This is a genomic window from Vibrio vulnificus NBRC 15645 = ATCC 27562 (genome assembly GCF_002224265.1).
Lineage (GTDB): Bacteria > Pseudomonadota > Gammaproteobacteria > Enterobacterales > Vibrionaceae > Vibrio > Vibrio vulnificus.
Window position 1 is genome coordinate 1,065,766 of sequence record NZ_CP012882.1, and the last position, 26,190, is coordinate 1,091,955.

General features: G+C 46.6%; 25 protein-coding genes and 1 tRNA gene. 8 read left to right on the forward strand and 18 right to left on the reverse strand.

Going from position 1 to position 26,190, the window contains the following annotated elements; translation table 11 throughout:
• Positions 1–260: 260 nt before the first annotated feature.
• The gene (locus tag AOT11_RS20385) at positions 261–1,388 is read left to right on the forward strand and encodes an efflux RND transporter periplasmic adaptor subunit (protein ID WP_017422648.1); all 1,128 of its coding nucleotides are present in this window, start codon (positions 261–263) and stop codon (positions 1,386–1,388) included.
• A 9-nt stretch (positions 1,389–1,397) separates the two neighbouring features.
• A complete protein-coding gene (gene vmeZ, locus AOT11_RS20390) occupies positions 1,398–4,550 on the forward strand; it encodes a multidrug efflux RND transporter permease subunit VmeZ (RefSeq protein WP_017422649.1) in 3,153 nt (1,050 codons plus the stop codon).
• 78 nt (positions 4,551–4,628) lie between these two features.
• Here vmeZ and AOT11_RS20395 read toward each other — a convergent pair whose 3' ends face one another.
• Positions 4,629–6,401, reverse strand: coding sequence for a methyl-accepting chemotaxis protein (locus AOT11_RS20395; RefSeq protein WP_026050805.1), 1,773 nt, complete (start codon positions 6,399–6,401; stop codon positions 4,629–4,631).
• Between the two features lie 333 nt (positions 6,402–6,734).
• Between AOT11_RS20395 and AOT11_RS20400 the strand changes: the two genes are divergently transcribed.
• Positions 6,735–7,337: a beta-phosphoglucomutase family hydrolase gene (locus tag AOT11_RS20400; RefSeq protein WP_017422651.1), complete on the forward strand. Its 603-nt coding sequence runs from the start codon at positions 6,735–6,737 to the stop codon at positions 7,335–7,337.
• A gap of 75 nt (positions 7,338–7,412) precedes the next feature.
• On the opposite strand, the gene AOT11_RS20405 is transcribed toward AOT11_RS20400, so the two are convergent.
• Together AOT11_RS20405 and AOT11_RS20410 are read right to left on the reverse strand one after the other, a co-directional pair.
• Positions 7,413–7,886 (reverse strand): FKBP-type peptidyl-prolyl cis-trans isomerase, encoded by a 474-nt coding sequence (locus tag AOT11_RS20405; protein ID WP_017422652.1) that lies wholly within the window; start codon positions 7,884–7,886, stop codon positions 7,413–7,415.
• A 17-nt stretch (positions 7,887–7,903) separates the two neighbouring features.
• Complete coding sequence (locus tag AOT11_RS20410; protein WP_026050806.1) at positions 7,904–8,530, reverse strand: thiol:disulfide interchange protein DsbA/DsbL; 627 nt, start codon at positions 8,528–8,530, stop codon at positions 7,904–7,906.
• 218 nt (positions 8,531–8,748) lie between these two features.
• On the opposite strand from AOT11_RS20410, the gene AOT11_RS20415 reads away from it, so the two are divergent.
• Positions 8,749–9,351 (forward strand): OmpA family protein, encoded by a 603-nt coding sequence (locus tag AOT11_RS20415; RefSeq protein ID WP_017422654.1) that lies wholly within the window; start codon positions 8,749–8,751, stop codon positions 9,349–9,351.
• A gap of 91 nt (positions 9,352–9,442) precedes the next feature.
• Here the strand turns inward: AOT11_RS20415 and AOT11_RS20420 are convergent, their stop codons facing one another.
• The 4 genes from AOT11_RS20420 to AOT11_RS20435 form a co-directional block, all read right to left on the reverse strand.
• Positions 9,443–9,802: a glutaredoxin family protein gene (locus AOT11_RS20420; protein WP_017422655.1), complete on the reverse strand. Its 360-nt coding sequence runs from the start codon at positions 9,800–9,802 to the stop codon at positions 9,443–9,445.
• 68 nt (positions 9,803–9,870) lie between these two features.
• Positions 9,871–10,410: a hypothetical protein gene (locus tag AOT11_RS20425; RefSeq protein ID WP_017422656.1), complete on the reverse strand. Its 540-nt coding sequence runs from the start codon at positions 10,408–10,410 to the stop codon at positions 9,871–9,873.
• Positions 10,403–10,942, reverse strand: a complete 540-nt coding sequence (locus AOT11_RS20430; RefSeq protein ID WP_017422657.1) for a YaeQ family protein — start codon at positions 10,940–10,942, stop codon at positions 10,403–10,405. The genes AOT11_RS20425 and AOT11_RS20430 overlap by 8 nt, the downstream gene beginning before the upstream one ends.
• A gap of 74 nt (positions 10,943–11,016) precedes the next feature.
• Positions 11,017–11,226: a cold-shock protein gene (locus AOT11_RS20435; protein WP_017422658.1), complete on the reverse strand. Its 210-nt coding sequence runs from the start codon at positions 11,224–11,226 to the stop codon at positions 11,017–11,019.
• A gap of 457 nt (positions 11,227–11,683) precedes the next feature.
• Here AOT11_RS20435 and AOT11_RS20440 point away from each other — a divergent pair, with 457 nt between their 5' ends.
• Complete coding sequence (locus AOT11_RS20440) at positions 11,684–11,962, forward strand: alternative ribosome-rescue factor A (protein ID WP_017422659.1); 279 nt, start codon at positions 11,684–11,686, stop codon at positions 11,960–11,962.
• Here the strand turns inward: AOT11_RS20440 and AOT11_RS20445 are convergent.
• The gene (locus AOT11_RS20445; RefSeq protein WP_026050807.1) at positions 11,922–13,085 is read right to left on the reverse strand and encodes a threonine/serine exporter family protein; all 1,164 of its coding nucleotides are present in this window, start codon (positions 13,083–13,085) and stop codon (positions 11,922–11,924) included. The genes AOT11_RS20440 and AOT11_RS20445 overlap by 41 nt on opposite strands.
• A 313-nt stretch (positions 13,086–13,398) precedes the next feature.
• On the opposite strand from AOT11_RS20445, the gene AOT11_RS20450 reads away from it, so the two are divergent.
• Complete coding sequence (locus AOT11_RS20450) at positions 13,399–14,772, forward strand: transporter substrate-binding domain-containing diguanylate cyclase (RefSeq protein ID WP_017422660.1); 1,374 nt, start codon at positions 13,399–13,401, stop codon at positions 14,770–14,772.
• A gap of 114 nt (positions 14,773–14,886) precedes the next feature.
• Positions 14,887–14,961, forward strand: a tRNA-Gly gene (locus AOT11_RS20455).
• A gap of 266 nt (positions 14,962–15,227) precedes the next feature.
• On the opposite strand, the gene manA is transcribed toward AOT11_RS20455, so the two are convergent.
• The 9 genes from manA to AOT11_RS20500 all read right to left on the reverse strand — a co-directional run bounded on the left by manA (position 15,228) and on the right by AOT11_RS20500 (position 24,508).
• The gene (gene manA / locus AOT11_RS20460; RefSeq protein WP_017422661.1) at positions 15,228–16,436 is read right to left on the reverse strand and encodes a mannose-6-phosphate isomerase, class I; all 1,209 of its coding nucleotides are present in this window, start codon (positions 16,434–16,436) and stop codon (positions 15,228–15,230) included.
• 104 nt (positions 16,437–16,540) lie between these two features.
• Positions 16,541–17,881: an MFS transporter gene (gene uhpC / locus AOT11_RS20465; RefSeq protein ID WP_017422662.1), complete on the reverse strand. Its 1,341-nt coding sequence runs from the start codon at positions 17,879–17,881 to the stop codon at positions 16,541–16,543.
• A gap of 5 nt (positions 17,882–17,886) precedes the next feature.
• Positions 17,887–19,386: a signal transduction histidine-protein kinase/phosphatase UhpB gene (uhpB, locus tag AOT11_RS20470; RefSeq protein ID WP_017422663.1), complete on the reverse strand. Its 1,500-nt coding sequence runs from the start codon at positions 19,384–19,386 to the stop codon at positions 17,887–17,889.
• Positions 19,386–19,994 (reverse strand): transcriptional regulator UhpA, encoded by a 609-nt coding sequence (gene uhpA / locus AOT11_RS20475; RefSeq protein ID WP_026050808.1) that lies wholly within the window; start codon positions 19,992–19,994, stop codon positions 19,386–19,388. Before uhpA ends, uhpB begins: the two co-directional genes overlap by 1 nt.
• Before the next feature lie 136 nt (positions 19,995–20,130).
• Positions 20,131–21,528, reverse strand: a complete 1,398-nt coding sequence (uhpT, locus tag AOT11_RS20480; RefSeq protein WP_011152339.1) for a hexose-6-phosphate:phosphate antiporter — start codon at positions 21,526–21,528, stop codon at positions 20,131–20,133.
• A 232-nt stretch (positions 21,529–21,760) separates the two neighbouring features.
• On the reverse strand, positions 21,761–22,021 hold the full coding sequence (locus AOT11_RS20485) for a DUF3012 domain-containing protein (protein ID WP_017422665.1): 261 nt from the start codon (positions 22,019–22,021) through the stop codon (positions 21,761–21,763).
• 156 nt (positions 22,022–22,177) lie between these two features.
• A complete protein-coding gene (locus AOT11_RS20490; protein WP_017422666.1) occupies positions 22,178–22,795 on the reverse strand; it encodes a glutathione S-transferase family protein in 618 nt (205 codons plus the stop codon).
• A 9-nt stretch (positions 22,796–22,804) separates the two neighbouring features.
• Positions 22,805–23,836 (reverse strand): NADP-dependent oxidoreductase, encoded by a 1,032-nt coding sequence (locus AOT11_RS20495; RefSeq protein WP_017422667.1) that lies wholly within the window; start codon positions 23,834–23,836, stop codon positions 22,805–22,807.
• 87 nt (positions 23,837–23,923) lie between these two features.
• A complete protein-coding gene (locus tag AOT11_RS20500; RefSeq protein ID WP_017422668.1) occupies positions 23,924–24,508 on the reverse strand; it encodes a TetR/AcrR family transcriptional regulator in 585 nt (194 codons plus the stop codon).
• Between the two features lie 414 nt (positions 24,509–24,922).
• On the opposite strand from AOT11_RS20500, the gene AOT11_RS20505 reads away from it, so the two are divergent.
• The gene (locus AOT11_RS20505; protein WP_017422669.1) at positions 24,923–25,891 is read left to right on the forward strand and encodes a calcium/sodium antiporter; all 969 of its coding nucleotides are present in this window, start codon (positions 24,923–24,925) and stop codon (positions 25,889–25,891) included.
• Positions 25,892–25,985: 94 nt separating this feature from the next.
• On the opposite strand, the gene AOT11_RS23645 is transcribed toward AOT11_RS20505, so the two are convergent.
• Positions 25,986–26,126 (reverse strand): hypothetical protein, encoded by a 141-nt coding sequence (locus AOT11_RS23645; RefSeq protein WP_017422670.1) that lies wholly within the window; start codon positions 26,124–26,126, stop codon positions 25,986–25,988.
• Positions 26,127–26,190 lie beyond the last annotated feature (64 nt).

Sequence of the window (26,190 nt, forward strand, 5' to 3'; positions counted from 1 at the left end):
AAAGCCTTCTCTGCACTCATCAATCCGATGGAAAAACCGCTTCTTTAGCCGGTGAATCTTGCTCATGTCCCTCGTGCTTCAAGGGATTCGGTGTTACATCAGTTCAACAACTCGATGCAGTTGATAACCTTCTTTTCTGCTCGTTTCAGACCTTTACAGTTTGAAACAGTTTTGAGTTTTTATCTGATAGTTCTCGGACAATTCTTGTAGCAAGCTTGCGTATTTTAAACAAAACTTCGTTTTATAAGTATGGTAAATGTATGAAATTAAAACCAATTGTCGGACTTATTGTGGCTTCGGCTCTGTTGGCAGGATGCGAGGACAAAGCTCTTCAGCAGCATAATACGATGGCGCCACTGGTCGTGACGCAAGAGATACTGATGTTAGATTATCAACCTAGCAACGCCTATATCGGGCGTGTGGAAGCGGTTGAAGATACCAACATTACTGCACAAGTCTCTGGCTATCTGAAAGCTCGCCATTTTGAGGAAGGCCAATTGGTTGAAAAGGGTGCGCTACTTTACACCATTGAACCATCGTCGTTTGAAGCTCAGGTTGCCAGTGCGAAGGCGTCGCTGGCTCAAGCGAAAGCCTCATTGAAGAAAGCGGAGTTAGATCATCAACGTGGTAAGAACTTGCTACCACGTGGCAGTATTTCGCAGTCGGAATTTGATGCTTTGACTGCTGGTCTACTGGGCGCACAAGCGCAACTTGAAGCGGCAAACGCACAGTTGAAATTGGCGGACGTTAACCTTTCTTATACTCAAATTCGAGCGCCATTTTCAGGCCGCATTAGCGATTCCAAAGTCAGTACGGGAGATCTGGTTTCTCCTTCTTCAGGCATCTTAACCACCTTAGTCAGTCTCGATCCCATTCATACTGCATTCAGCATTAGCGAGCGTGAGCGTTTGGCTCTCGGTATCGAAAGAATAAAGGGAGATGGCTCTACACCATCGGCTGGTGTGGAAGTCCAGCTGCAACTGGAAAATGGTAAAGAATATCCCCATTTAGGGCGCTTGGATTACTTGGGTAATCGCATTGATACCAAAACGGGCACCATTGCATTGAGAGCGGTAGTGGAAAATCCCGATCATCAATTGCTGCCGGGTCAACACATCAAAGTCAATTTGCGAGAGAAACAAGCTAAGTCGGTGGTGGTGGTTCCGCGTCGTGCAGTGCAGACGGATCTTGAAGGGCATTTCGTAATGGTTATGACACCGGGGGAGGTGGCAGAGCGTCGAAATGTCTCTTTAGGCGCACAAGTTGAACAAGGTGTGGTGATTCGCCAAGGCTTGACGCTGGATGACGTTGTTATCACCCAAGGATTGCAGCGTGTGAGAAACGGCATGCAAGTGCGTGTGCAAACGCCAGCCGAATCGAAGCAGTAAGGAGGCGTTATGTTAAGTCGTTTCTTTATTCAGAGACCCAAGTTTGCACTGGTGATCTCAATTATTCTCACGCTGGCTGGTGCCATTGCTCTGGCGGTTTTACCCGTTGCGGAATACCCCAAAATTAGCCCACCGTCGGTGAGCGTGACCGCGTATTACACCGGCGCGAGTGCCGAGGTAGTGGAGCAGGCGATTGCGGATCCGATCGAAACCTCGGTCAACGGCGTAGAAAACATGATCTACATGTCGTCCAAGAGTGCCAACGATGGATCGTACAGCCTAAATGTGACCTTTGATGTCGGCACCGATCCAGACATGGCACAGGTGAACGTGCAAAACCGTGTTGCCCAAATTGAGTCAAAGCTGCCGCAAGAAGTACGTATGGTCGGCGTGACAGTGAAAAAACGCTCTCCGGATTTGTTGATGGTACTGAACTTCTATTCGCCCGATGGCAAATATGACGATCAATTCTTAATCAACTACATCAACCTCAACGTTAAAGACCAACTTGCGCGCGTTAAAGGCATTAGTGAAGTTAACGTGATTGGTGGTGGTGAGTATGCGATGCGCGTTTGGCTTGATCCTGAAAAAATGGCTAACCTCAAGCTTACCACCTCGGATGTCTATTCTGCATTAAGCCAGCAAAACGTCCAAGTTGCCGCCGGGCGTATTGGTGCTGCGCCCTACAATAACCCTCAGGAAGTTCAGTTCAACCTAGTAACAAAAGGGCGTTTGGAGGGCGTTAGCGAGTTTGAGAATGTGGTATTGCGAGCCAACCCAGATGGTTCAAGCGTTTACTTAAAAGATGTCGCCAGAGTGGAACTGGGGAAAAAGTTCTACGATGGTAACGGTAAGTTCCGTGGGCGCGATGCGTCGATCGTGGCACTGTCGCTGCAATCTGATGCCAATGCGCTAGAAAGCGGGCAAGCAGTGATGGCGCTGCTAGAACGTTTAAGTGGCAATTTCCCTGAAGGGATGGTGTATGAAACCAGCTATGACACAACGGTGTTTGTGGCGGAATCCATTAAAGGGGTAGTGAAGACTCTGATTGAAGCGATTCTACTGGTGATTGCTGTGACTTACTTGTTCTTGGGGAGTGCACGTGCAACGTTGATACCGGTTGTGGCGATCCCTGTCTCTCTGATCGGTACCTTTGCGGTTATGCTCGCCACGGGCTTTACCATCAACACCGTCACGCTGTTTGGTTTGATCTTGGCCATTGGTATCGTGGTTGATGATGCAATTTTGGTGATCGAAAACGTCGATACGACGATGGCGAAGGATCCAAGTATCTCACCACGCAAAGCTACTTTAATGGCGATGAAAGAAGTGACCGGGCCAATCATTACCTCTACGTTAGTACTGTTGGCGGTTTTCTTGCCAGTGGCGATGCTACCGGGTATTACCGGCATCATGTACCGCCAGTTCGCGTTGACTATCTGTATCTCGGTGGTGATCTCGTCGATTAACGCCTTGACCTTAGCGCCCGCACTTTGTTCGTTGGTGCTTAAACAGGGTGGTGAAAACACCGCAAATTGGTTTAAAACCTTCAACCGTGGTCTCGAGCGCGTCACTGAACGTTATGGCCAGGTGGCGGGATTCTTAGTGAAAAAATCACTGTTACTGGTGGCTTTTTTCATGGTTGCTGTTGCTGCGGTTGTGTTCTTTGCCAAAACCACGTCTACCGCTTTTGTACCGCAAGAAGATAAAGGCATCTTGCTGGTCAATGTGCAACTGCCAGACTCTGCTTCTTTGTCTCGCACCGAAGAAGTGACCAATCATCTTCTTAACATGGTAGAGCAAGAGCCGGGAGTGGATGGTGTGACGGTGGCCAATGGCTTCTCGTTTATGACGGGAGCTGCCGCTTCGAATGGCGCTTCACTGTTTATCAAGTTGCACGATTGGGAAATGCGCAATGGGCTAAATGGCAACCACTCGGCGAATGCGATTGCTCAGCGTATTAATGGCAGAGCAGCAATGGAACTGCCACAGGCCGTTGTGTTTGCTATGGGGCCGCCGGCAGTGCCGGGAATGGGCGCCGCTTCAGGTTTTGAGTTTGTACTAGAAGATACGCTGGGCCGAAGCCGAACCGATTTAGCGATGGTGATGGGAGAAATGATCCAAGCGGCGAATCAAGCGCCTGAAATTGCCTATACCTTTAGCACGTTTCGAGCGAATGTACCGCATTACTATGTCGATATTGATCGTGAGAAAGCGCAGCAACTAGGCATTCCGTTGTCGTCGATCTTCCAAACGTTACAGGGCAATCTTGGTTCGATGTACGTGAATGATTTCACTATGTTTGGCAAAAACTTCCGTGTGACGATGCAGGCCGATAGTGAACATCGCAGCAGTATGGACGATCTGTCACGTTTCCACGTTCGTACCTCCTCCGGTGACATGGTGCCACTTAGCACACTGCTGAGTTATGAACAGGTGTTTGAACCGGATGTGGCATGGCGTTACAACATGTATCGCAGCGCCATTATTCAAGGCCAACCTGCGCCCGGTTATTCCAGTGGTGATGCCATTGCGGCGATGGAACGCATTGCGGCAGAGCTGCTTCCTCAAGGGTACACTTACGAGTGGACTGGTATGGCGTATCAAGAAGTATTGGCAGGAAACCAAGCGATTTACGCTTTTGCGCTGGCGTTAATTTTCATCTACCTGTTCATGGTGGCTCAGTATGAAAGTTGGACCATTCCGTTGGCGATTATTTTGGTGGTACCCGTGGCGACGTTAGGATCATTCCTTGCGCTGAACTTAACCGGGACACCACTGAATCTCTATGCTCAGATAGGTTTGGTTCTTCTCATCGCCCTGGCGGCCAAGAATGCCATCTTGATTGTGGAATTTGCCAAGCAGCAAAGGGAAGAGAAAGAGGTGGCCATTGATGAGGCTGCCGTTCAAGGTGGTAAACTGCGCTTCAGGGCCGTAAACATGACATCTTGGTCGTTTATTCTCGGGATTTTCCCGCTGATTTTCGCTGCAGGCGCTGGTCATGTGAGTCAAAACTCACTGGGCATCTCTCTTGTTGGCGGCTTGCTGTGCGTGTTATTGGCCGGTACCTTCCTGATCCCTGGTTTCTATGCGTTGGTACAAAGAAAGCGAGAGCAAGCGCACGGAGGCAGTACCAAGCTCATTCCATTGGATGATGAATAGTGAGAAGAACCTCTTCTTCTGACCGATAAAAAAATGCCCCAACTGAGTTGGGGCATTTTTTATAAGCATTGAATGCTATTAACGTTGACGAGTTTTAAACTGAGCGACCGCGTTGTCCATCGAATGCGCTTGTTCGGAGACAAGGTCTACTTCTCTCAAACACTCTTGTGCTGAGTGCATGTTGTTTTCCGAAATGGTGTTCAGCTCGGTAATGGAGCCGCTTACTTGGCCCATAACCACACCTTGCTCTTCAATGGCTGAAGCGATGCGTTCAGAGTTGGCCTGAATATTGGTCATGTCATTGATGATCTGGCGCAGGCTTGAATCCAACTGTTCAGAAGCATGTAGGGTTTCTTGGCCTTGTTCATTACATTGGTCGATATCTGATACCACTTTAGCCATTTGCGATTGGATCGCTGAGACCACCTTTGTGATCTCTTCTGTTGACTGATGGGTGCGGCTGGCTAGAGCACGAACTTCATCCGCAACCACGGCAAAGCCTCGGCCTTGTTCTCCGGCACGTGCTGCTTCAATTGCCGCATTGAGCGCCAATAGGTTAGTTTGCTCTGCGATGCCTTGAATGATCTCGACCGCGCCGCCAATTTTTTCAACATGGCCATTCAGTGAACCAATCGACTGCTGACTGTTGGCTAAGATCCCTGTCAATTGATCGATGTTTTTCACGGTCGACTCAACGACGTTACGGCCAGATTCCGCATTCTTCGCCGCTTGTTGTACACCTTCCACCGCAATATTGGTGCTTTCAGAAATCTCACCAATAGTTGCCACCATTTCTTGAACAGAAGTGGCCATCGTGCTGGTGTGATCCGCTTGAACGTGGAACTGCTCGATCACGCCTTCAAGCTCAGTGTGCATATTATTAGTGCTACTGGTGAGCTGGGACGATTTTTCTTGAGAGCTGAAAATCAGTTGCTCGATTTTTTCCAACAAAGTATTCAGTTGCTGGCCAATCATCGTCAACTCATCGTTCCCTTTTAGCTCACATCGTAAACCAATGTTGTTGGTTTCAGAAATGGCTTTAATCGTGGTGGCAAGGGCATGGACTTGATTGTTAATCGAGCGAGAAATTTGCAAGATAACAACCACCAGCAGCGCCAGCAAACCGATCGTGATGATCTGTTTTACCACACCCATTTCTTCTTCTTGAGTGGCATTGGCTTCATTCAGCGCTTTAGAAAACGATTTAAACTGCTCTTCAACTTGGTGGGAGAGATTACGCACATCGCCTAGTAAGCCCTTGTTGTAAGCAACGCCAATAACCACACGCTGATTCACCACCTCTTTAGCGGCGCGAGTCAATGTTTGTGTGTTGCTAATACCAGCAAGTAAGTCCTCTTGCAGATCACCTTTGAGCGTCGCACTATTAAACTCGATGAGTTTCAATAATTGGTTCGCATCGGCATTCTGTTTCACGGCGTCCAGAGCAGTAAAATAGCTGGCAAGCAAGCCTTGTTCGTTAGAAAGCCCTAAGGTTTGAGAAGCGGCGACAAGAGTCTGGAAGCCTTTTTGATACTTGAGCAAGTCTTGTCGAAACTGGGCGCTGGATGGAAGGTCATTGGCGTCCAAAATGGCTTCCAACTGCTTCTCGGTTGCCACAAATATGTCGACGTTTTTATCAAACGTGCTGAGGTATTTCGCATCGCTTCGCAATAAGAAATCTTTTTCGTTTCGACGTAGGTTGAGGAGACGAATTTCCAAGTCACCGACCAATTTAATGGCCTGCTGTAATTGGTTGGATTTATCCACAAAGTGGTTTGAGGTGAATAGAAGGGTAATGATACCGAGAATGGCTATTGCACCTAACGCATAGAGCTTCTGCTTGATAGTCATACTTAACACCTTTGATATGTAAGCAGTATATAATTTGGCGAGATTATACAGCGCCCACTTAAATTGACTAAATTATTAATAACTTTTATTGCACCTAGCTCTAGTTTTTTATCTTTATAACCCACTGTTAAATGGTTAGTTTTAATTTTGAGACAGTTCCAATACAGCGCCATTACCAAATACTAACCTTAATAGTGCATTTTTCCTTTTTGTTCACTTTTGTCTCTTTCAAAGGCCAATTTTTCATTAACTTTCTACGTATTGATTCCTAAAGACTCTTATAAGTGTAGAATCGTTTAATCAAAAATCACGAAATAAGACAGAATTAACCTCATGACTGAAATCCCTTTTAACGGCTACACCGGCTTTATTTTTGATATGGATGGCACCTTAATTGACACTATGCCGGCACATCTTATCGCTTGGGAAAAAACAGCAGAGCATTTTCAGTTCCCGTTTGAACAGCGATGGATCCACAGCTTGGGAGGCATGCCGAGTTTTAAAATAGCCGCAGAGATTAATAAAAAGTACGGTTTATCGCTGGTACCAATGGATGTTTCGCAATTCAAAATGGCAGCCTTTGCGGCATTGGATGAGCACGGAGATGTGATCGAATGTACACACCGAGTCTTAGAAAAGTATTTGGGTCAAAAGAAAATGGCAGTGGGAACAGGCAGCCAGAGAGAGAGTGCGATTCGCCTGCTGACCAAAGCCAACTTACTCGATAAATTGGATGCGCTCGTCAGTGCCACAGAGGTGCAGAATCACAAACCGCATCCAGACACGTTTTTGTTGGCAGCGCAGCAATTGAGGCTGCCTGCAAATGAGTGTGTCGTTTTCGAAGATACCGAGCTTGGAAAGCAAGCCGCTCATGCCGCGAAAATGGACTGCGTGATGGTGGAAAATGGTGAGCTGGTGTTCTATCCGGTGAACTAAAAGTGCTTTGCAGCGAAAAGCCACAATGCCACCTGTTGGTGGCATTGTGGTTGATGGTTTTGTATGCGTTTGGTGTTATTGGATTTCCAATAACTCAACATCAAAGATCAACACACTGGCTGGTGGAATTGGACCAGAGCCGCCTTTGCCATAACCTAAAGTGCTAGGGATAAAGAGGCGGACTTTCTCACCTTCAACCATATATTGAAGGCCTTCTTGCCAGCCTTTGATGACTTGGTTGAGATTAAAACTGATTGGCGAACCGCGCTCAACAGAGCTGTCGAATACGGTTCCATCCGTAAGCATGCCATGATAATGGACTTTAACTTTACTGCTCGCGGTAGGGTGCTTGTCGCCGTGACCTTTTTCTAATACTTGGTACTGCAGGCCACTTTCGGTGGTAATCACACCTTCTTTCTTACTGTTTTCTAGCAAGAAGGCTTGGCCTTTTTCAAAGTTCACTTCTGCTGCTTTATGATTGTTCCAAGTGCGATAAATCATAAAAATCGCAAGCACTAGAATGATCAGGGGTAGGATTAATTTAGACACGTAATACCTCTATTCCGTTAAGGTTTGCTAAGCAAGAATTTGATGGTGTTACCAATTTCTTCCGCATTTTGGTGTGCAGAAGTGATGACTTGGTATTTACCGTTGACGATGAAAGTCGGTACCGAGTTGATTTGTGCGACCTGTGAAATCTCATCTGCGTTTTGGAACAACTCAAACATTTTTTCTTGCTGTGCTTTTTCAAGTTGGTATGGGCTTACCAAACCACGTTTCTCAAAAGCGGCTTCGAGCGCTTGCTGTTTTTCAACCCCCGACACTTCCGGCCCCATTTGGACTGCGGCAAAAAGCTCATTCATAAAGTCATGATCTGGGATGTCATTTAGCTGCATCATCGCGGTATAGAAGATGAAGGCACTGATTTGAGCGCTGTCATTGAAGGTAACATGCAGTTTGCCAAACGTTTTGCCCGTTTGTTCTTGCAACTGGGGAATCACACTTTCCATTGTGCGGCAGTGGCCACAAGTCAGTGCGAAGACTTCGGTAACCTCAGGTAGCTGGTAACTTGTTAAAGATTTCGCCAAGGTTTTGTACTGAACGCCTTCAGTGGGTTGGTTATTGTCACTACAAGCGGTTAACGCCAGTGCAGCAAGCAAAAGAAGTGAGATGTGCTTAATTCGGTTTAGCATAATCAACTCAAAATAGTAGAAAATAGACCTAAGTTTAACGGCTTAGCGGCAAGGCGAAAACCGATAATTTTTGATAACTTGCACTTTGAAACAATATCTCAAAGCGCTGACAACGCTTTGGCAAGCAATCGTGATGAAAACCGAAGAAAAACCTAAAGATTTTGCTAACTGGTCGATACTATACAAGAGGACTAGTTAGAGCTTTTTGGGTTGCGCTGATGAAAAAACAAAGTTTGTTTGCATGTGTGTTGTTGTCGGGGTGTGCGAATTTGATCGTACCGCCAAACATGCTCGATGTCGCACCGAAAACCAATGAGGAGTTGGTTTATCCTGAATGGGGTGGTGAAGAGGTTTCTCCTCCACCTCCACCGCCTCAAATGATGCAAGCTCAGAAGCCTCAGGCACAGTCAGACTCTTTACAATCGTTTCTTCAACGTAATGCGATTCAATACCAAGTCTTACCCGGTGACCACATCATGATTCATCTTACAGAGACGATTCATTTCAAAACTGGTTCTGCGGAAGTCTCCCCTGTATCCGCTCGATGGATAGGGCTGTTAGGCAACTATCTGAATCAGAGAAGCGATGTGGATATTGTGATTGATGGCCATGCCGATAGCACTGGGACGGCTGGCTTCAACAATTCTCTTTCTGAACGTAGAGCAGAAGAGGTGAAAAAGCAGTTGTTGATGTCGAGAGTACCGGAATCCAGAGTCTATACTCGGGGTTATGGTGAATATCTTCCAGCCTGCAGTAACACCTCAATCAATGGACGAAAGTGTAACAGACGTGTCGAACTGATGCTGATTGTAACCAAATAACGCAGCTGCAACACGAGCAAAAATAAAACGGAATAAATGGCAAAAGGCACTTAACGTGCCTTTTTAATATGCGCCTTGGGCAAAAAAACGCTTAAGGGAATGTTTTCTCTATGTACGCCACGATATCACTCGATTCATACATCCAACGTGTTTGACCGTTCTCCTCAATTCTTAAACAAGGCACTTTGATTTTTCCGCCGCCTTGCTCCAGTTCATGACGATGCTGTGCATCGTTTTTGGCATCACGTAGCTCGATAGTAACGGATTGTCGCTTCATCGCTCTGCGAACTTTGACGCAAAAAGGGCAGGCGGCAAATTGATAAAGTGCGTAGTGCGTTGCCTGCTCATCGACTTTGTTTTGTGCTTCAGGTGAGCGTTTGAGGCCTTTTGGCGAGAAGAGCGTGTCCACTAAAAGAATGAGTTTACCGAGAAACCAACGAATTAACTGCATGATAGACTTCCGTAATGTTTAAGTGGCGAAAGTCTATCAGGCTTTAAGATGTTATAAAACCGGGTGTTTTATGAGGATAAATGGTTAAGAAATCGCTGCCATAGGCTCGGTTTACCCTGTTGGCGCTGATAGATCGCTTTGCCTTGGTAGAAACACTGCATCAACTCACTACGAATCACATCGGCGTCTACGGCGAGAAAAGGCGCCGCGTGTTGTGCCGTTTCCGCTGCGTGATCATTTGCAAGGCTGAAATCCATCTTGAGACGGCCTTGAACAAAAATCCACAAAGTGGAAATCATCAGCAGGTCTTGCAACACCACATCGTTAAACTTATCGCTGGATTGTGCGCCTAATGAAGTTTGCAAAACGTCTTTCATGGCCAAACGACTCTCCTTGTCAGAAACAAATTGAGCCAGTATCTCAATATGGCTTTTAGTGAGAAGCCCGAGTAAATGGAGCGTGGCTGGCGTTTCGGGTTTGTTTTCACATACTCGTTGAAACAAGGCATTCTGCGCATCACAAAATCGTGCCAATGCATCCGGGTTGTTGTTGACGTACTCCAACGTGAACACGCCAACCTCTGCCAGTGCGTCCTTTAACTCACTCATTGCTTTGTAGTACCTGCCAATCGACTTGTTGATGGAACGAGTCGCCATCTATAAACACAGAGTTCCCGCTGATCATAACAGACAGTGAGCTGCCTCGTTGTAACTGATTGGCGAGTTGTTCAATGGCATCGGCATCAAATTGGCAAACAGAAACGGGTAACTGCTGAAATTTGCCTTTGTGCTTTTCCCACCAAACGGAAGACTTCTGATTAAAGCTATAAACAAACACAGATTTAGCTTGGCGAGTGGCTTTTTTAATTCTGTCGGCCTCTGGCTCACCGACGTCAATCCACACGGCGATCGAATCGTCGAGCTCTTTTTTCCAAACGTCTGGTTCCTCAATTGTGGATAGGCCTTTGGTGAAAACAAGCTCTGGTTGGGCATGCAGACAAAACGCGAGCAATCGGGCTGCGAGGCGATCAACTTTTTCTGATGGATGCAGCGCGGTGGTGATAGACAAGGTATCGAAGTGATCGCGATTGATATCAGTGAGATTGATGCGGAATTTGTAGATGGTGGGTTTAAGAGCCATGGTTTCAGTTACTTATCTCTAGCCATAAAAATAGCCAGCACTATGGCTGGCTACCGTAAAAATGTCCAGTCTAATTAAAGCAGTGTGATCTCTTCTGCTTGAGGACCTTTTTGGCCTTGAGAGATGACGAAAGAAACTTTCTGACCTTCAGCAAGAGTGCGGAAGCCATCACCTTTGATAGCAGAGAAGTGTGCAAAAACGTCCGGGCCGCTTTCTTGCTTGATGAAGCCAAAGCCTTTAGTTTCGTTAAACCATTTTACGGTGCCGGTTACTGTGTTAGACATGTGTAAATCCTATCTCTTTAAAAAACTATTGAGTCGGGTTAGCGACTAGTATTGCTTGTAGAAAAAACTCTGTTGTGTCGCACACCGAGGCTTTATATGTAATCCAGCGAAATGTGTAAAACAAAGACTTTCTTTCCAACCAGACAAGAGTCTAGGAGATCGGTTGCAGGAGTCAACGACTCACGCTAGGGAAAGTTAGAATCTTTGTAGCGAATCACTGTTTTGTTTCCAATTAATTAGTCTTTTTACAAAATAACGCAGCATAAAACAGAGGCTTATTATATTTGTTAGGTCGGTTTGCGATATTTTGCAAAATCTTTGCCTGTCTCATCGGGCCAGTAAATGAAAATTTGGCCCCTGTTTAAGTGTGTTTTTTTAGCGGGTAATTGACAGTGATGATATTTTGCCTTTCAATAGCGCGACTTTATAAAAGTCTCACCATTTATTTGAGGTAACGATGAAAAAGAAACAAGAATACCTCGCAGAAGTCAGTGGAGACACTGAAATCGGGCGAGGAACCATTAACGATAATGCATTAAAAGCATTAGTGACCAGCCAGCTATTTCGAACCCGTGTGGTCAAAGCGAAAAAAGGCAAAGGCAGCTTCCAACGAAAAGCGAAGCACAGAGGCAAAGAGCCCTACTCAAAGTTGATAAGAGAATCAGTTTTGAATAGGGCTCTTTCTTTATCGGCGCTTAGTGTTCAATTTTTGGTGAGTAAATCGCGTACGCGGTGATTTGTCCGGCCACAATCGCAGAAAACATGAACAGCGCTGAGAGGCCAATACTTGGGATTGGTAGAATTGACTGCTCAAACACCGATTGGCTGGCGCTGATTAATACTCGGCTGCCAGGGACCAAAATAATAATGCCTTGTACGATATAGATAGAGCCAGTCAGCTCCATTTTCTTTGCCAACCAAGTGCCGTAAAGGGTAATCAGCACCGTAGTTACCCAAGTGCCTACCACCCAGCCACTTTCAAAACCAAGGTAGAATGGTCCCCACATGCCCAGCATAGCAACAGGTAAACCAAGTAAGATGTCTATTGGGCGCGCATTAAACAAAATGCCGAGTGAAATAGACAGCAAAAATAGACCGAGGATATGCATCCAAAACGGCACTTCATTGGTGTAGGAAATCGACTCCGCTTGTCCCCATATTGCTTCACCGATATTCAGCCCCATAACAATGCCCACAAACAGCTTAATTAAGGTGAGCGCACTTTGACCAAGTAAACTGGTGCCGGAAATTAAATCGTTAAAAGCCAGACATTCCAAAGAGTTAGCTATGGATAGGCCGGGAACAAACAAGATAACCGAGGCCACACACAGCGCCCAGACGGGGATAGGCAATCCACTGTTAGCTAAGTACGCGACACAAATACCCGTAAGCAGGGCAGAGAAAAATTCGACCGCAATAGAACGACGAGAATGGAACACTTGCTGGCAAAACCATACCATTAGCCCTAGCAAAAACGCGATACCCACCGCTTCTAATGTGCTGCCCACCAACATCAAGTAGGCTGGCGGTATGCCCATGTTTGCCATCGCAATCACCCATTTGGAATAGCCAACAGGCTCAGGAACAGGTTCATGGCTGGGTTGGTTAATGCGAATAATGGTATTTGCCAGCAAACTTAAGTTGATGGATGCTGGTTTTAGGCGTTTCATAACGACGGTGTTGTTTTCATCTGAAAACTGGTAGTTAATTGCGGTTGGTGTCGCCTGAATCATGACATCCACATCGTGTTTTTGCGCATAATACTGAGCGTACTTTTCTACTTTGTAAGGCGCACAGCCACTACGATGCAGAGTATCTCCAATTTCAACGATTTTATTAATTCGGTACTGCGTTGGCATGTTAAATTGTGAAACGATCAAAAGTGGCGATAAAGTAGCAGGAACGTTAACACTTAGCGAGATCTTTAGCTCGTTTTTGTCATAAAATAATTTATAAAAATCTCTATTGCTTAGAGTTATTATTCTATCAATAATTAAAAATTCTTACGTTAACGATATCACTACAAACGCTAGAACAATGCTTATAATTAACATGTCGCTTAATTATTTTAATGGCTTCGTTGTACTGACCATATGAATTTGGCGTGTTCATCAATGAAAAAAATAGCGGACGAGAATCTCTCCTCCTGACAAGGCGCACTCACTTAAAACAATGATGAAGAAATCCGCAATATTACTGCTTGCGTTCAGCTTAACTGGCCTGTTTTCCACTTTTGTTAGCGCTGAAGAGCAAGAAAGAAAAACGCTTCGAGTCGCCAATTCTAAGGCTTGGAAGCCATTCTCTTATCTAGCAGAAGATGGGAGCCCTAGAGGCATCTTGATTGATCTCTGGAAGTTGTACGGCGAGCAAAACGGTGTCGACATTAAGTTTGTGCTTGTGGATTGGAATGACTCGTTAACCGCGGTGGAAGAAGGCAAGGCAGACGTGCATGCTGGGATGTTGTGGTCTGAGCCAAGAGAGCTAAGGTTTGATTTTGCTGAACCTATTATGACGATCAATACTCAGCTCTATCTAAGTCAAAGGATCATCACTACTGATCTCAATTTTTTTCTATCTGGAGACGGTAATCGAGGTGTGGGTGTGGTGGAAGGGGGTTATGAAGAGTACTTTGTCCAAACTCATTTCCCTAAGTTACCGCTGGTTAGGTTCAAGAACAATCGCTTGATGATGGAGGCGGCGTTTCGAGAAGAAATCGATGCTTTTGTTGCCGATCTCCAAGTCGCTAATTTTTATATCTACACCACTGCTCAAACCGTCACTTTTATTCCCGCGCTTTATCTCTATTCCGGTGAGATTCGCCCTGCGGTAGCAGAGGGGAGTTCGCTACTTTCGACCATTAACGCCGGATTTAAGACGGTGGGGGAAGAATTGATAGAGCGAACGATCACCAGTTGGATCACGGTACAAACCGTCTACCCGAAATTTTTGTTTCCTTCGATACTTGCTCTTTTTGGGCTGACTTCCCTTGCTTACATCATCGTGCTGAAGCGAACCGTCAAAGCAAAAACCCGCGAGTTGCAGTTGGCAAATGAAAACTTGCTGCAACTCTCACAGCAAGACTACTTAACCCAAATTAGTAATCGCCGTCACTTCATGGAGCAATTGAAAAACCTTACACCTGAGGCTGTATCGGTTTCAGTACTGATTTTTGATATTGATGACTTTAAACGAATCAACGACAGCTATGGTCATGCGACGGGCGATCTGGTGATTCAAAATGTGGCGACGCAGGTGGATGAAACGTTGCCGAGTGACGCGCTTTACGCTCGTATCGGTGGTGAAGAGTTTGCCATTGTCGCGTTTGGTTTGGCGTTTACTGATGCACAAGCGCTGGCTAAAAAGGTGTGTCATGTGGTCGAGAAGCTCACATTTAATAACGTTCCCGAAGGCGTGACCATCAGTTTGGGTTGTGCGTATTACCCGTTTTCCAATGGCCATATCGACTTAGGGATGGCCGATAAGTTGATGTATCAAGCTAAGCGGCTTGGCAAAAATCAGGCGTGCGTTGCTCGATTATTTGACTGAGTGCACGCAATTTGAGCATCTAGTAGAGAAGTTGGTGGTGAATTAACCGATTGAACTTATTAGGGCTTTTCTTTTATCTACGTTGTGGCATAGTAGAACCCGTCCTCACGATGCGCGGGCATCGTATAATGGCTATTACCTCAGCCTTCCAAGCTGATGATGCGGGTTCGATTCCCGCTGCCCGCTCCAATTCTCCAATTCTCCAATTCTCTGATTCTCTGATTCAAAATCAACAACTTAATCTGAATTTTCTTAGCTAAGCTAACAGTGTTACTGTTCGATTTTACGATCTCATCTTGCTACAGAATTTTTCTCATCTGTTTCGTCTCGTCACGTTATTTCTACTCTTTTGCTTATTGGTTTGCTATTTCTGGCTGCGATTTGTTTGCTTGGAAGTTGTGTGTCAGAAAAAGTGACAGAAACACAGCTCTGCCACTTTTAAATGCAATTACTAGTTAACCATTAAATGCACGAGCGATACGCCCAGAGCTTGAGATGGCGTAAGTCTTGACGTAAGCCGGAATAAAGGCCGATTGCCCCTTGCTCAATGTTAGGGTTTCACCGTTCGAGGCCACTAAGGTCAAATCGGCATCAATGGCCATGAGTATCTCTGCGCTCGACGTTGTAATGGGCTGACTCTCTGGCTTTGACAGTATCGAAAACTGAAAGTCCTTTACTGGCACGGGGAAGTGATGCTCACATCCCACAACGTGCGCGTGGGTGAGTAAGCTTTCTACTGGCTTGGAGACAAAATCGGTGCATTTCACCAACTCTTCCACATCCATATGCTTGGACGTCAGGCCAGCGCGCAAAACGTTGTCGGAGTTTGCCATGATCTCAAGCCCAGTGCCTTTAATGTAGGCATGAGGTGTCCTTGCGTTTAAGAACATAGCCTCTCCGGGCTTGAGTGTTATCACGTTCAGAAGCAATGGCGCGAACAAGCCCACATCATTGGGATATTGCTCGGCCAGTTCAATGATCAACTGGCAAGTTGGTTGTTGTTGATTGAGTGAGGCATAAGTAACCAGCTGATCGAGCGCGTTTTGTTTACGAAGCTCGCTCATCGAGAGCAGCTCGATAAAAAAGCGTCGTAAGCCAGCTTCATTGGTGTTTTGCTCAAACTGCTCGAGATACGTGTTGATCTCCGGGATGTGACATTGGCGAAATCCCACAAGGATCTCCTCGAAAGGTCGGAAGCCGTTCATCGCTTGATAGTCGGTGAGGGCGTAGACCAACTCGGGCTTGTGGTTGGCGTCTTTGTAGTTGCGCCAAGCGGCATCCAGTGGAATGCCCAATTGCTCTTCTCTTGCAAAACCAGTTTGCGCATCGCGTTTACTCGGATGAACTTGAATGGAGAGGGCGCGCTCTGCTGAAAGGATCTTAAACAGAAACGGCAAATCCCCATATTGCTTCGCGGTTGGCTCAGACAGAAAGGCGACTTGGTCGTGCTGGATCAACTCGGCGAGCGAAAGTGAAACATTGCTTCCTTTAATGCTCGAGCAGCCATTGGGGTGCGTGCCCATCCAAACTTCGGCTTGCGGGCGATGATCGTCGTTGGCAAAGCCAAACAAATCGTGAATAGCAGAGCGGCTTCCCCAGTCGTAGTTTTGGATCTTATTGTCCATTTTGAAGAAGCATTTTGATGAAATTATGTTCAAATTCATGAATTTTACCCGTAGAAAACCCTCCGAACTGAATCGGAAGCAAAAAATTGTGGTGGAAGCGTCGGTGAGCGTTTAGCTCACCTTAAGCAAGAAAGAGGTTGTCTCTATAAGCGCAGTTTGGGTGCCAGTGGTTTACGAGATGGTTGAGCTTGAAGAAAAGGCAGCAACAGTAAGCCGATCACCGCCGCACAGATAGAGATGGTGACGAAGAAACCGGTCCAGCTGTATTCTTCCAAAATCAGTGCAAGCGGGTAGCCAGACAACGCGGCGCCCATGTAGGCAAACAGACCAACAAAACCAGTCGCTGCGCCAGCAGAATCTTTGTGAGAACACTCAGCGGCTGCCATGCCGATAAGCATTTGTGGCCCAAACACGAAGAAGCCAATTGAGAATAAACCCGCAGCTTGAAAGGCAAAGTTCGTTAACGGCATTAACCACAGAGCAGCAACAGACAAGAAAATACCGGCGGCAAATAACAGATTCATCGGACCCCGGTTACCGCCGAACAGTTTATCCGAGCCCCAACCTGCTACGAGAGAACCAACAAAGCCACCGATCTCAAACATCGACAACGCTGCGTTGGCGTTGATAAGAGAGTAATGGTGTTGCTCGGTAAGGTAGAGATTGCCCCAGTCATTGATTGCGGTGCGCACGATGTAAACCAGTACATAGCTAAAAGCGAGCAACCAAATGTATTTGTTGTTGAAAACATAGTGCGTGAGAATTTCACGATAGCTGAGTCCTTGGCCATGTTTCTCTTGAGCCAGTTCGAGCGGGTCATGACGCCACTGACCGACGGTTGGTAGCCCCTGAGTGGTGGGTTTGTCTCTTAACCGCCAGCAAACAATAAGGCCAAGCAACACGCCGATAATGCCAGGGACAATAAAGCCTTCACGCCAACTGAAATGAAAAGTGAGGTAGCCGACTAACAGTGGGATCAGTGCGCCACCCACGTTGTGGGCGGTGTTCCAAATTGCCCACAAAAAGCCGCGTTCTGAGCGCGAATACCAGGTGGTGAGGAGTTTGGAACAAGAAGGCCATCCCCAACCTTGGAACCAAGCGTTGAGCACCCACAAGATGGAAAGGGCAATCAGCGAGCTGGAAAAACCAAACACGATATTGATAATTCCAGAGGCGATCAGGCCCACACCCATAAAATAACGTGGATTTGAGCGGTCAGAAATGGTCCCTGAGATAAACTTGGATAGGCCATAGGTGATGTAGAAAAGCGTGCCGATTAAACCGAGATCGCCTTTGTCTAAGCCCAAATCAACAATCATGGCAGGCGCGGCGTAGTTGAAGGTTTTGCGAGTGAAATAAAAGCCCGCGTACCCAATGTACATGCCGATCATGATATGCAGCCGCCAGTAACGATAACGTTCATCAACTTGGCTTTTGTCCAAGGGAGCTTGTGTGTAGCTCGGAGATGGAAACAGTCCAAACATACGCTTTACACCTTCGGCAATGTGATGGCAATTTGCGCGCCAGTCACTTGGTCGTTAAGAGAATAGATATACATTTTTCCGCCCAAAGCTTGCACGCGCTCTTGCATGCCGCGAATGCCCATGCCTTTCATGCACTCTTCGGTTTTAAAGCCGATACCGTTGTCTGCAATATTGAGGGAGAGTTCGTCCCTGATGGACAACTCGATAACGATGGACGTGGCTTCCGCGTATTTGGCGGCATTGTTCAGCGCCTCTTGGCACAAACGAAAGAGGGTGACTTTCAAAGTGTCACTGAGTGAGTGGTAATCACCTTGCCAATCGAGTTGAACGCGCGTGCCGTGGTTATCAAACTCCAGCTCACGAGTCAGTTGTTCAACGGATTCTTTCAAATCCAAATCATCCAACATCTTTGGTCTCAACTTGCTTAAGAGGCGCTTAGTGGTGTCGTAGACATTGAGAGAAAGTTGCTCAATGGTGTCGGCGCAACGAATGTTCATTTCAAGATTGTCGATACGTTTGATGATGCTCGCTTGCGTTCGAATCGCGGTAATGTTTTGGCCAATTTCATCATGAAGCTCTCGCGCCACATCTCGACGTACCGATTCTTCCGCTTGAATCAACTGACGGGAGAGCGTTTGGTTACGCGATAGCTCTCCGCGCAGTTGTTGGTTGAGATCTTTCTGTTTTTGCACCGCCAACCCGAGCATGATGCCGGTTAAGGTTTGTGCTGAAAGTGACAGCAACAAGTCGGTGATTTCTAAATTGGAAACACCACTGCGCGCAGCAATCAGCGCCACACTGTTCAGCATGGTGGCCAATAGCGCGCCTTGCCAGCCGTAGCGTAAGGCCAACACGATGATCGGAATCGCCATGCAAAACGGTGCGAATCGTTTCAATTCATCCGGTAAACTGGTTTGAATCAAAATGCTGGTGACGAGTAGCACCGTATACAAAATGATATGGCGCACCTTAAATTCCACGCTATTGGCGAGCAGGTTTGAAGTGAGTGGAGACCATGGACTTTGAAACAAATAGTTCCAGAGCAAATAACACATTGGCAAGAGCAATAAACCGCCAGTGACGCTGGCAAGCCACACCATGTAGACCGATTGAGCATGAAAACCCACAGCCAGTACGTTGATGGACGCGGTGATGACAATAATGACCGCCATGATTGCCAAATGTTGATTGTGATCGCCTCGGTAGTACTTCTTCGCTAGGCAGACAACAGGGATGCTTAAAACGCTCGCGACCAACACCATTAACCACTGCGGTTGTTCAAGCAATAAGGCCAGCGCCACGGTTAATCCCCATTCCGCCAAGTAGATGGTTGGCCAAAATCGGCTGTGAGTGTGTAGAGTGATGCCGAGTCGCAGTGCAAACGGGAACAGTAAAATAGCCAGTTCTGCGTCATTGACAAAGTAGTAGGCGATCACCCACAGACAAAACCAAGCACAAGCGGTCATGAAAAAGCCGCACAGTGATGTGATGGTGTAACTGCGCATCAAAACGACTCTTGAGAGAACAGTTTTGCCAGCTCGACGTTGTTTTTTACGCCCAGCTTGTCGATGGCGTTAGCACGATGAACATGAACCGTTTTGTGGCTTAGCCCCAGTTCGGCAGCGATTGCCTTCACATCCAACCCTCTTGCCAGCAACTGACACACTTCGTTTTCTCGGCGCGTGAGTTGGGTGAGACTGGTGGCTTTGTCGTTCGGTGTGGCAAGCTTCATTGCGATGTCTGGAGTAAGGTAGCAACCGCCTGCCGCGCTTGTTCTCACCGCTTGAACCAGTTCATCAGGGCTGCAACGTTTGCTTAAATAACCTTTCGCACCCAGTTTGAGCGATTTTTCCACCATGGCAGGGGAGTCGTGCACGCTCAACATGATGCAGGCAATGCCGGATGGAATTTCACTGAGTAACGTTAGGCCGCTTTCATCTGCCATTGAGATATCAAGAATCACCACATCTGGCTTGCACGCAGGTAAGCCGATTCGCGCTTCCGCGACGGAACCAAATTCCCCGACAACGCAAATGTCCGCCTCAAGATTTAATAGTTGGGCAAAACCAGAACGAACAATGACATGGTCATCCACTAGCGCTACGTTAATCATCATAACAACCACATTTCAGCAATACACAAACGACAGCGAGCTCATACGAGCTCAAGTAAAAACGGACTATGATACTAAATCGACACCTTGGTTTTAATGATCTAGCGCGCTTTGCAGGACAAAGCGCGCTGATGAATTAAGACTGGCTGGCCGCGAGTTCAAGTTTCTTCTTGTTATGTCGAATCTTTTTCTCTTCTGCGATAGCAACGAAGGCAAGAAGGACAATACAAATCATCGCTGAGGTATCCAGTGCCGCGAAGGTGCCTTTCCAGCCGGTCAAACCGAAGATAGGAGTACCGTCTGCAATCATGCCGAGACCAAGCTTGGCAAAGCTGTCACCGATTAGGTAAGCGAAGGTGCCTTTTACGCCATCCGCCACACTGATGGCTTTCTTCGGAACAAAGCCAACCGCAGCAACACCGATAAGCAGTTGAGGACCAAACACGAGGAAACCAAGAACAAATAGCGATGCTAGGTACATGAACTCGCTTGTCGCGTGTTGGTAGAACTCAAGGGATACGATGATCAATGCAAGAGACACACACGCTACTAAAGCACGACGACCGTTCGCCAAGTCAGAAAGGTAACCCCACATTAGCGTACCGACGAGTGCGCCCACTTCGAATAGGGTAAAACCAGAGATTGCCGCTTCTTTTGATAGACCAAGTTCTTGGTAAGCGTAAACCGTTGACCATTGGTCGATACCGATACGCACGATGTAAAGGAAGATGTTGGCAAAGCAAAGTAGCCAGATCACTTTGTTTTTCAGTACATACTCAACAAAGATCTCTTTTTTGGTCATTTGATTTTCTTCCGCCGCAGTATCTTCTTCGCTGACGGCTTCATCAAAAAGTTCTTCAACTTTACCTAGGCCATAAGCCTCTGGTGAATCACTACCAAAGCGCATGCCGATGAAACCAACGATGATGGCGATGATAGAAGGGAAGACAAACATACCAATGACGTGGCCATCGAACAGGTAGTTAGCACCGAACAGGGCAACACCAGCCGCACCGGCACCACCCACGTTGTGCGACATGTTCCACAGACCTAGGTAAGAACCACGTTTGTTGCGTGGTGTCCACTTCGTGATGGTTGAGTAACTAGAAGGGCCACCTGTACTTTGGAAGAAACCACTGAGTGCGTAGAACGCCACCATCAAGAACAAGCTGGCACTGCCGCCACCCATGCTGAAGCTGAAACCAAGCATGGCAAGACCAGAAAGGATCAGCATGAAAGGGAGAAACTGCTTGGTGTTTTTGCCGTCAGCGTAGTAGGAAACGACGGTTTTACCGATACCGTAAGTAATCGAAAAACCAAGACCAATCAGGCCCAAATCGGTCATGCTTAAACCGTAAGTGGAGATCATGTCGTTTTGCGCGACGTTGAAGTTTTTACGGATCAAATACATGGTCAAGTAACCAATAAATACCACAAGGTAAGATTGGATAAACGGCTTAAACCACATTTTACGTCTTACTTCGACTGGAAGGTCGAGGGTCGGCTTCCGCACTTGTTCAAGGAATTTTAACATTGTGAACTCTCTTGTCATTGTGTCGTACACAGGTGAACTTTTGTCATTAACTGGCGACGATTCTAGAGAGCGAAAGAGCAAACCACATGAGAGGAGGGCTTAGATCGCCTAGGAAAAATTCCTAGAAACAGTGAAGTTGGAGAGAAAGCGTGAAAAGAGTCACATTGAAGATAAGAGAGGGATTTGAGAATCAAAGTAAATCAGAGCCAAAGAAGGCTCTGATACTTAAAAACTAAAGTACGCAATATTTAGCGTAAGAGGTGGCTTCTTTAGCGGTCCAATCGCCTTTGGATTTCTCATCCATATCTTCACACCAGCTCTTGCTACCAATCTCGTTGTTGAGTAGGCAGTGTTTGGCAAAGTCTAGCGTGTTTTGTCCATTCCATTCGCTTTTAGGCTTATCGCGCATGTTGTTGCACCAGCTTTCACTGCCTACTTCACTGCAGGCTGAAAGGGTGAGTACGCTTAGCAGGGCCAATAATGTTGTTCTCATTACTTCCTCATTTTCGAGTTAATTTCTTTGGTCGCTACTATACAGAATGGATTGGGGTTTGTGTTAAATCATCGCGAAAATAGGTTTTTTATTCGCATTGGAGCAATAAAAAGGCCAGCCGTATCATCGGCTGGCAAAGGCAGTGTTTAAAAGGGATTAATTGTATTGTTGTTCCAGCGCTTGCGCTTTAACAAAGCTTGGGTGACTGGCGAGTGTATCCGCGTAACGGGCAAGGTTCGGATACTGCTCAAGCAAACCAAATTGCTGCACAATCTCGACAATGAACGAGTTCATGATGTCGGCGCCAGAGAGTGCCTCACCAACAAGGTAGTTTTTGCCTTGCAAGCTTTGGTCGAGATAACCCACCACTTTGTTGATCTCCGCATCTGCGTACTGAGCAAGAAACTGCGTTTGTGTGCCATCTTTGATTAAAAAGACTTTAAGCAGCAGAGGCAAAATGCCGGAGCTTTCCGCAAAATGCAGCCATTGCAGATATTCCACGTACTCATCGCTCTCTTGGGCTGGGGCCAATCGCTGCGGTGCGTATTTGGCAATCAAGTATTCGGTGATCGCACCGGACTCGGCAATCACTTTGCCATCGGCTTCGATGACCGGTGATTTGCCTAGTGGGTGGATCGCTTTCAGTTCTGGTGGCGCTAAAAAGGTCACACTGTCGCGCTGGTAAGCGACAACGTGATAATCAACGCCCAGCTCCTCCAACAACCAAATGATACGCTTTGAACGGGATTTGTTGAGATGATGTAGAGTTATCATACCTAGCTCCTAGCGTGGTTGATTGGTTTGGACGACCATTTTGCCGAAGTTTTTCCCTTCAAGCAGGCCAATAAAGGCGTCAGGCGCGTTTTCCAGCCCTTGGACAAGATGTTCACGATAGTGAATTTTTCCTTGTGCTAGCCATTGGCTCATATCAGCAGCAAACTCGCCATAGCGATGGCCGTAATCATCAAAGATGATGAAACCTTGCATCTTGATGCGTTTGATCAACAGTTGCGCCATCAGCATAGACATGCGATCTGGACCTTCTGGCAGTGAAGTGGCGTTGTATTGGGAAATCAAACCACACAGTGGAATACGCGCGCCGGTATTAAGCAAAGGCATCACAGCATCAAAGACTTTTCCGCCGACGTTTTCAAAATAAATGTCGATTCCGTTGTGGCAAACTTTCGCTAATTGCTCAGCAAAGTCAGTCGCTTTGTGGTCGATACATTCATCAAAGCCCAGTGTTTCTTTAGCAAATTGGCATTTTTCTTCGCCACCGGCGATACCAATGACGCGACAGCCTTTAAGTTTGCCAATTTGTCCCACCATAGAGCCGACCGCACCTGTGGCTGCGGCAACCACCAATGTGTCACCTTCTTTTGGCTGGCCAATATCCAATAGCCCCATATAGGCCGTAAATCCAGGCATGCCCATTACACCAAGTGCATAAGAAGGGTGGCTAGGCTGTTTGCCTAGTTTGATCAAGCCTTCGCCGTTGGAGATCGTGTAATCTTGCCAACCAGTGTAAGCCAATACCCATTCACCCACTTCAAACTCGGCGTGGTTGGATACTTCTACTTGGCAAACCGTGCCACCAACCATGACCTCATCGATGCCAACGGGTTCGGCGTACGATTTGGCATCGCTCATGCGGCCACGCATATAGGGATCGAGTGACAAATAAACAGAACGTAGCAACATTTCACCTTGGGCTGGCGTTGGGATGTCACTCTGTTTAAGCGCAAAGTTTTCAGCGGTTGGTGCCCCAACTGGGCGAGACGCGAGTACGATTTGACGGTTTGTAGGTTGAGTCATCTATTCTTCCTTTATTAGACCGGTCGTCTAGTGTTTGTTTCAAAAAATCCCGCCAGTAAGGCGGGGTGTCTGTAACGTATTTGAACGTTACCCTTTGAGTATCTGTTTGGTGCTGACTAAGCACTGCTCTAAATGCGTTTGATCTTGCATTAACTTGTTCAACAAGCTGGCACCTAGCCATTGTTGGTAAAGCTGCTGTGCGGTAGCCGTGGCATTGTTTACCGTGATCGAACCATCATCAATGCCAGTTTGTACTGCGCTTGCCAACGCCAGAATAATGCGTTGTGCACCTTGCGAAAGGGTATTCCGCATCGCTTCAGAGAGGTCCGATACCTCTGCACTGAGCTTTACCACAAGACAGCGGTTGGCATTACACACGCCATTTTCAATCGAAAGCCAACGAGAAAAATACGAGACAAGGTTGTCAAAGCCAGAGTCATTTCGCTGGTTAAAATGTGCCTCTAAGCGAGCAAGGTATTGTTGAAAATAATCTTCAATCAATGCTTGGCCAAATTGCTCTTTCGACTTGAAGTAGTGATAAAACGAGCCTTTCGGCACGCCTGCTTCTTTCAACAATTGCGACAATCCCACGGCAGTAAAGCCCTGGTTGACGACGAGTTGATAGCCAACGTCAAGAATGTGTTGGCGAGTGTCATTGGTTTTCGTATTCATGAGCGGCACTATAAATTATATTAGACCAGTCGTCTAGTTTTTAAATTGGTGTTTGATCTCATGACGATCAATTTGTTTTCTTTTCTCGTGATTTGGTAATAGAATAGCGCCGCTTAAGGGAGTAGCCTTCCTCATGGTTTGAGGAGTGAATATCAACAGTCTCCGAGCTTAACGCTTGTGGTATTCACGTTCATCTGTTCTGGCAAGACTTAAGCAAAGTTTGAATTTGGGTAGCATTTCAAACTTTGCTTCGGTTAAAGCCTACCCGAGATACGAGTAGGCATGCGTTATTACATGTACTTGGTATCGGAGAACAGACGTAAGATTCCCTTCATTTCTACACTACTTCTCTGAACTGCCATTACACGTTTATCAATTTTACTCATAAAGTGATTTTCTTTTCAGGATACAAACATGTTACTGGCAATTGTTGCAATTATTTTAGGTTTTGCGCTTCTGGTTTGGAGCGCGGATAAATTTGTCGAAGGGGCCGCTGCGAGTGCCAAATACGCGGGAATGCCAGCGTTACTGATCGGTATGCTGGTGGTTGGTTTTGGTACTTCAGCGCCAGAAATGGTGGTCTCGGCGATGGCGGCATTGGATGGTAATCCTGCATTGGCGTTGGGTAACGCGTTGGGCTCAAACATCGTCAATATCAGCTTGATTCTTGGTACCACAGCGCTGATTGCACCGATTGTGGTGCATTCCAACATCATTCGTAAAGAGATTCCGTTGTTACTGCTCATTACCCTATTACTAGGGGGCATGCTGTGGAACCAAACCATTAGCTTGATGGAAGCGTTTGTGTTGCTGGCGGGTTTCTTTGCTGTGATCGGTTGGTCTATCTGGAGTGCCATGAGGGCGAAAAAAGACACTCTAGCCACGGAATTTGAGCAAGAACTCGACGTACCGCAGCTTTCCAAAGGGATGGCTATTTTTTGGTTGATTGCCGGTTTAGTTCTACTGATCGTCAGCTCAAGAATGCTGGTGTGGGGCGCGGTGAACATTGCTCAGCAGCTGGGTATTAGTGACCTACTGATTGGCTTAACTATTGTGGCATTGGGAACATCGTTGCCAGAGCTCGCCGCATCGATTGTGGCAGCAAGAAAAGGGGAACATGATATTGCCGTGGGCAACGTTGTCGGCTCAAACATGTTTAACTCATTGGCAGTGGTGGGCATCGCAGCCAGTATTGAGCCAATCGAAAATATTGGTTTAGAAGTGTTTTGGCGAGATTGGTCAACCATGCTGTTTGTTACGCTGCTTTTACTAGTGACCGCAGTGCGCTTTGGTAAAAAACAGACCATCACCCGAATGGAAGGCGCGGTGCTATTAGGTTGCTATGTGGTTTATAACGGTTACTTGGTTTACGGTGCGTTGTAGGATTTCAACGGTAGATTAACAGCTAGAGCAAGTTGAACAATCCAGTTACCAATCAGAGTTGTGCATCGCAGGGCATGGTTGGTAACTGGAACACTTAAAGCGCATACTGTTTCTCGAATTCTTTCTGTTCCAAAATGTCTTCGATTCGCTTTCGAGTTTGGTGTTGCGTGAGCGGTTTTTTCTCGTCAGCATCCAATGTCTCTTTCTTGCTGGTTTTTTCTTTTTTCTTATCCATTTTCGCTCTCTTCCAGTGTTTTTCTTTGATGTTATCTATTGATGAAATACACCTAAAAGACCGA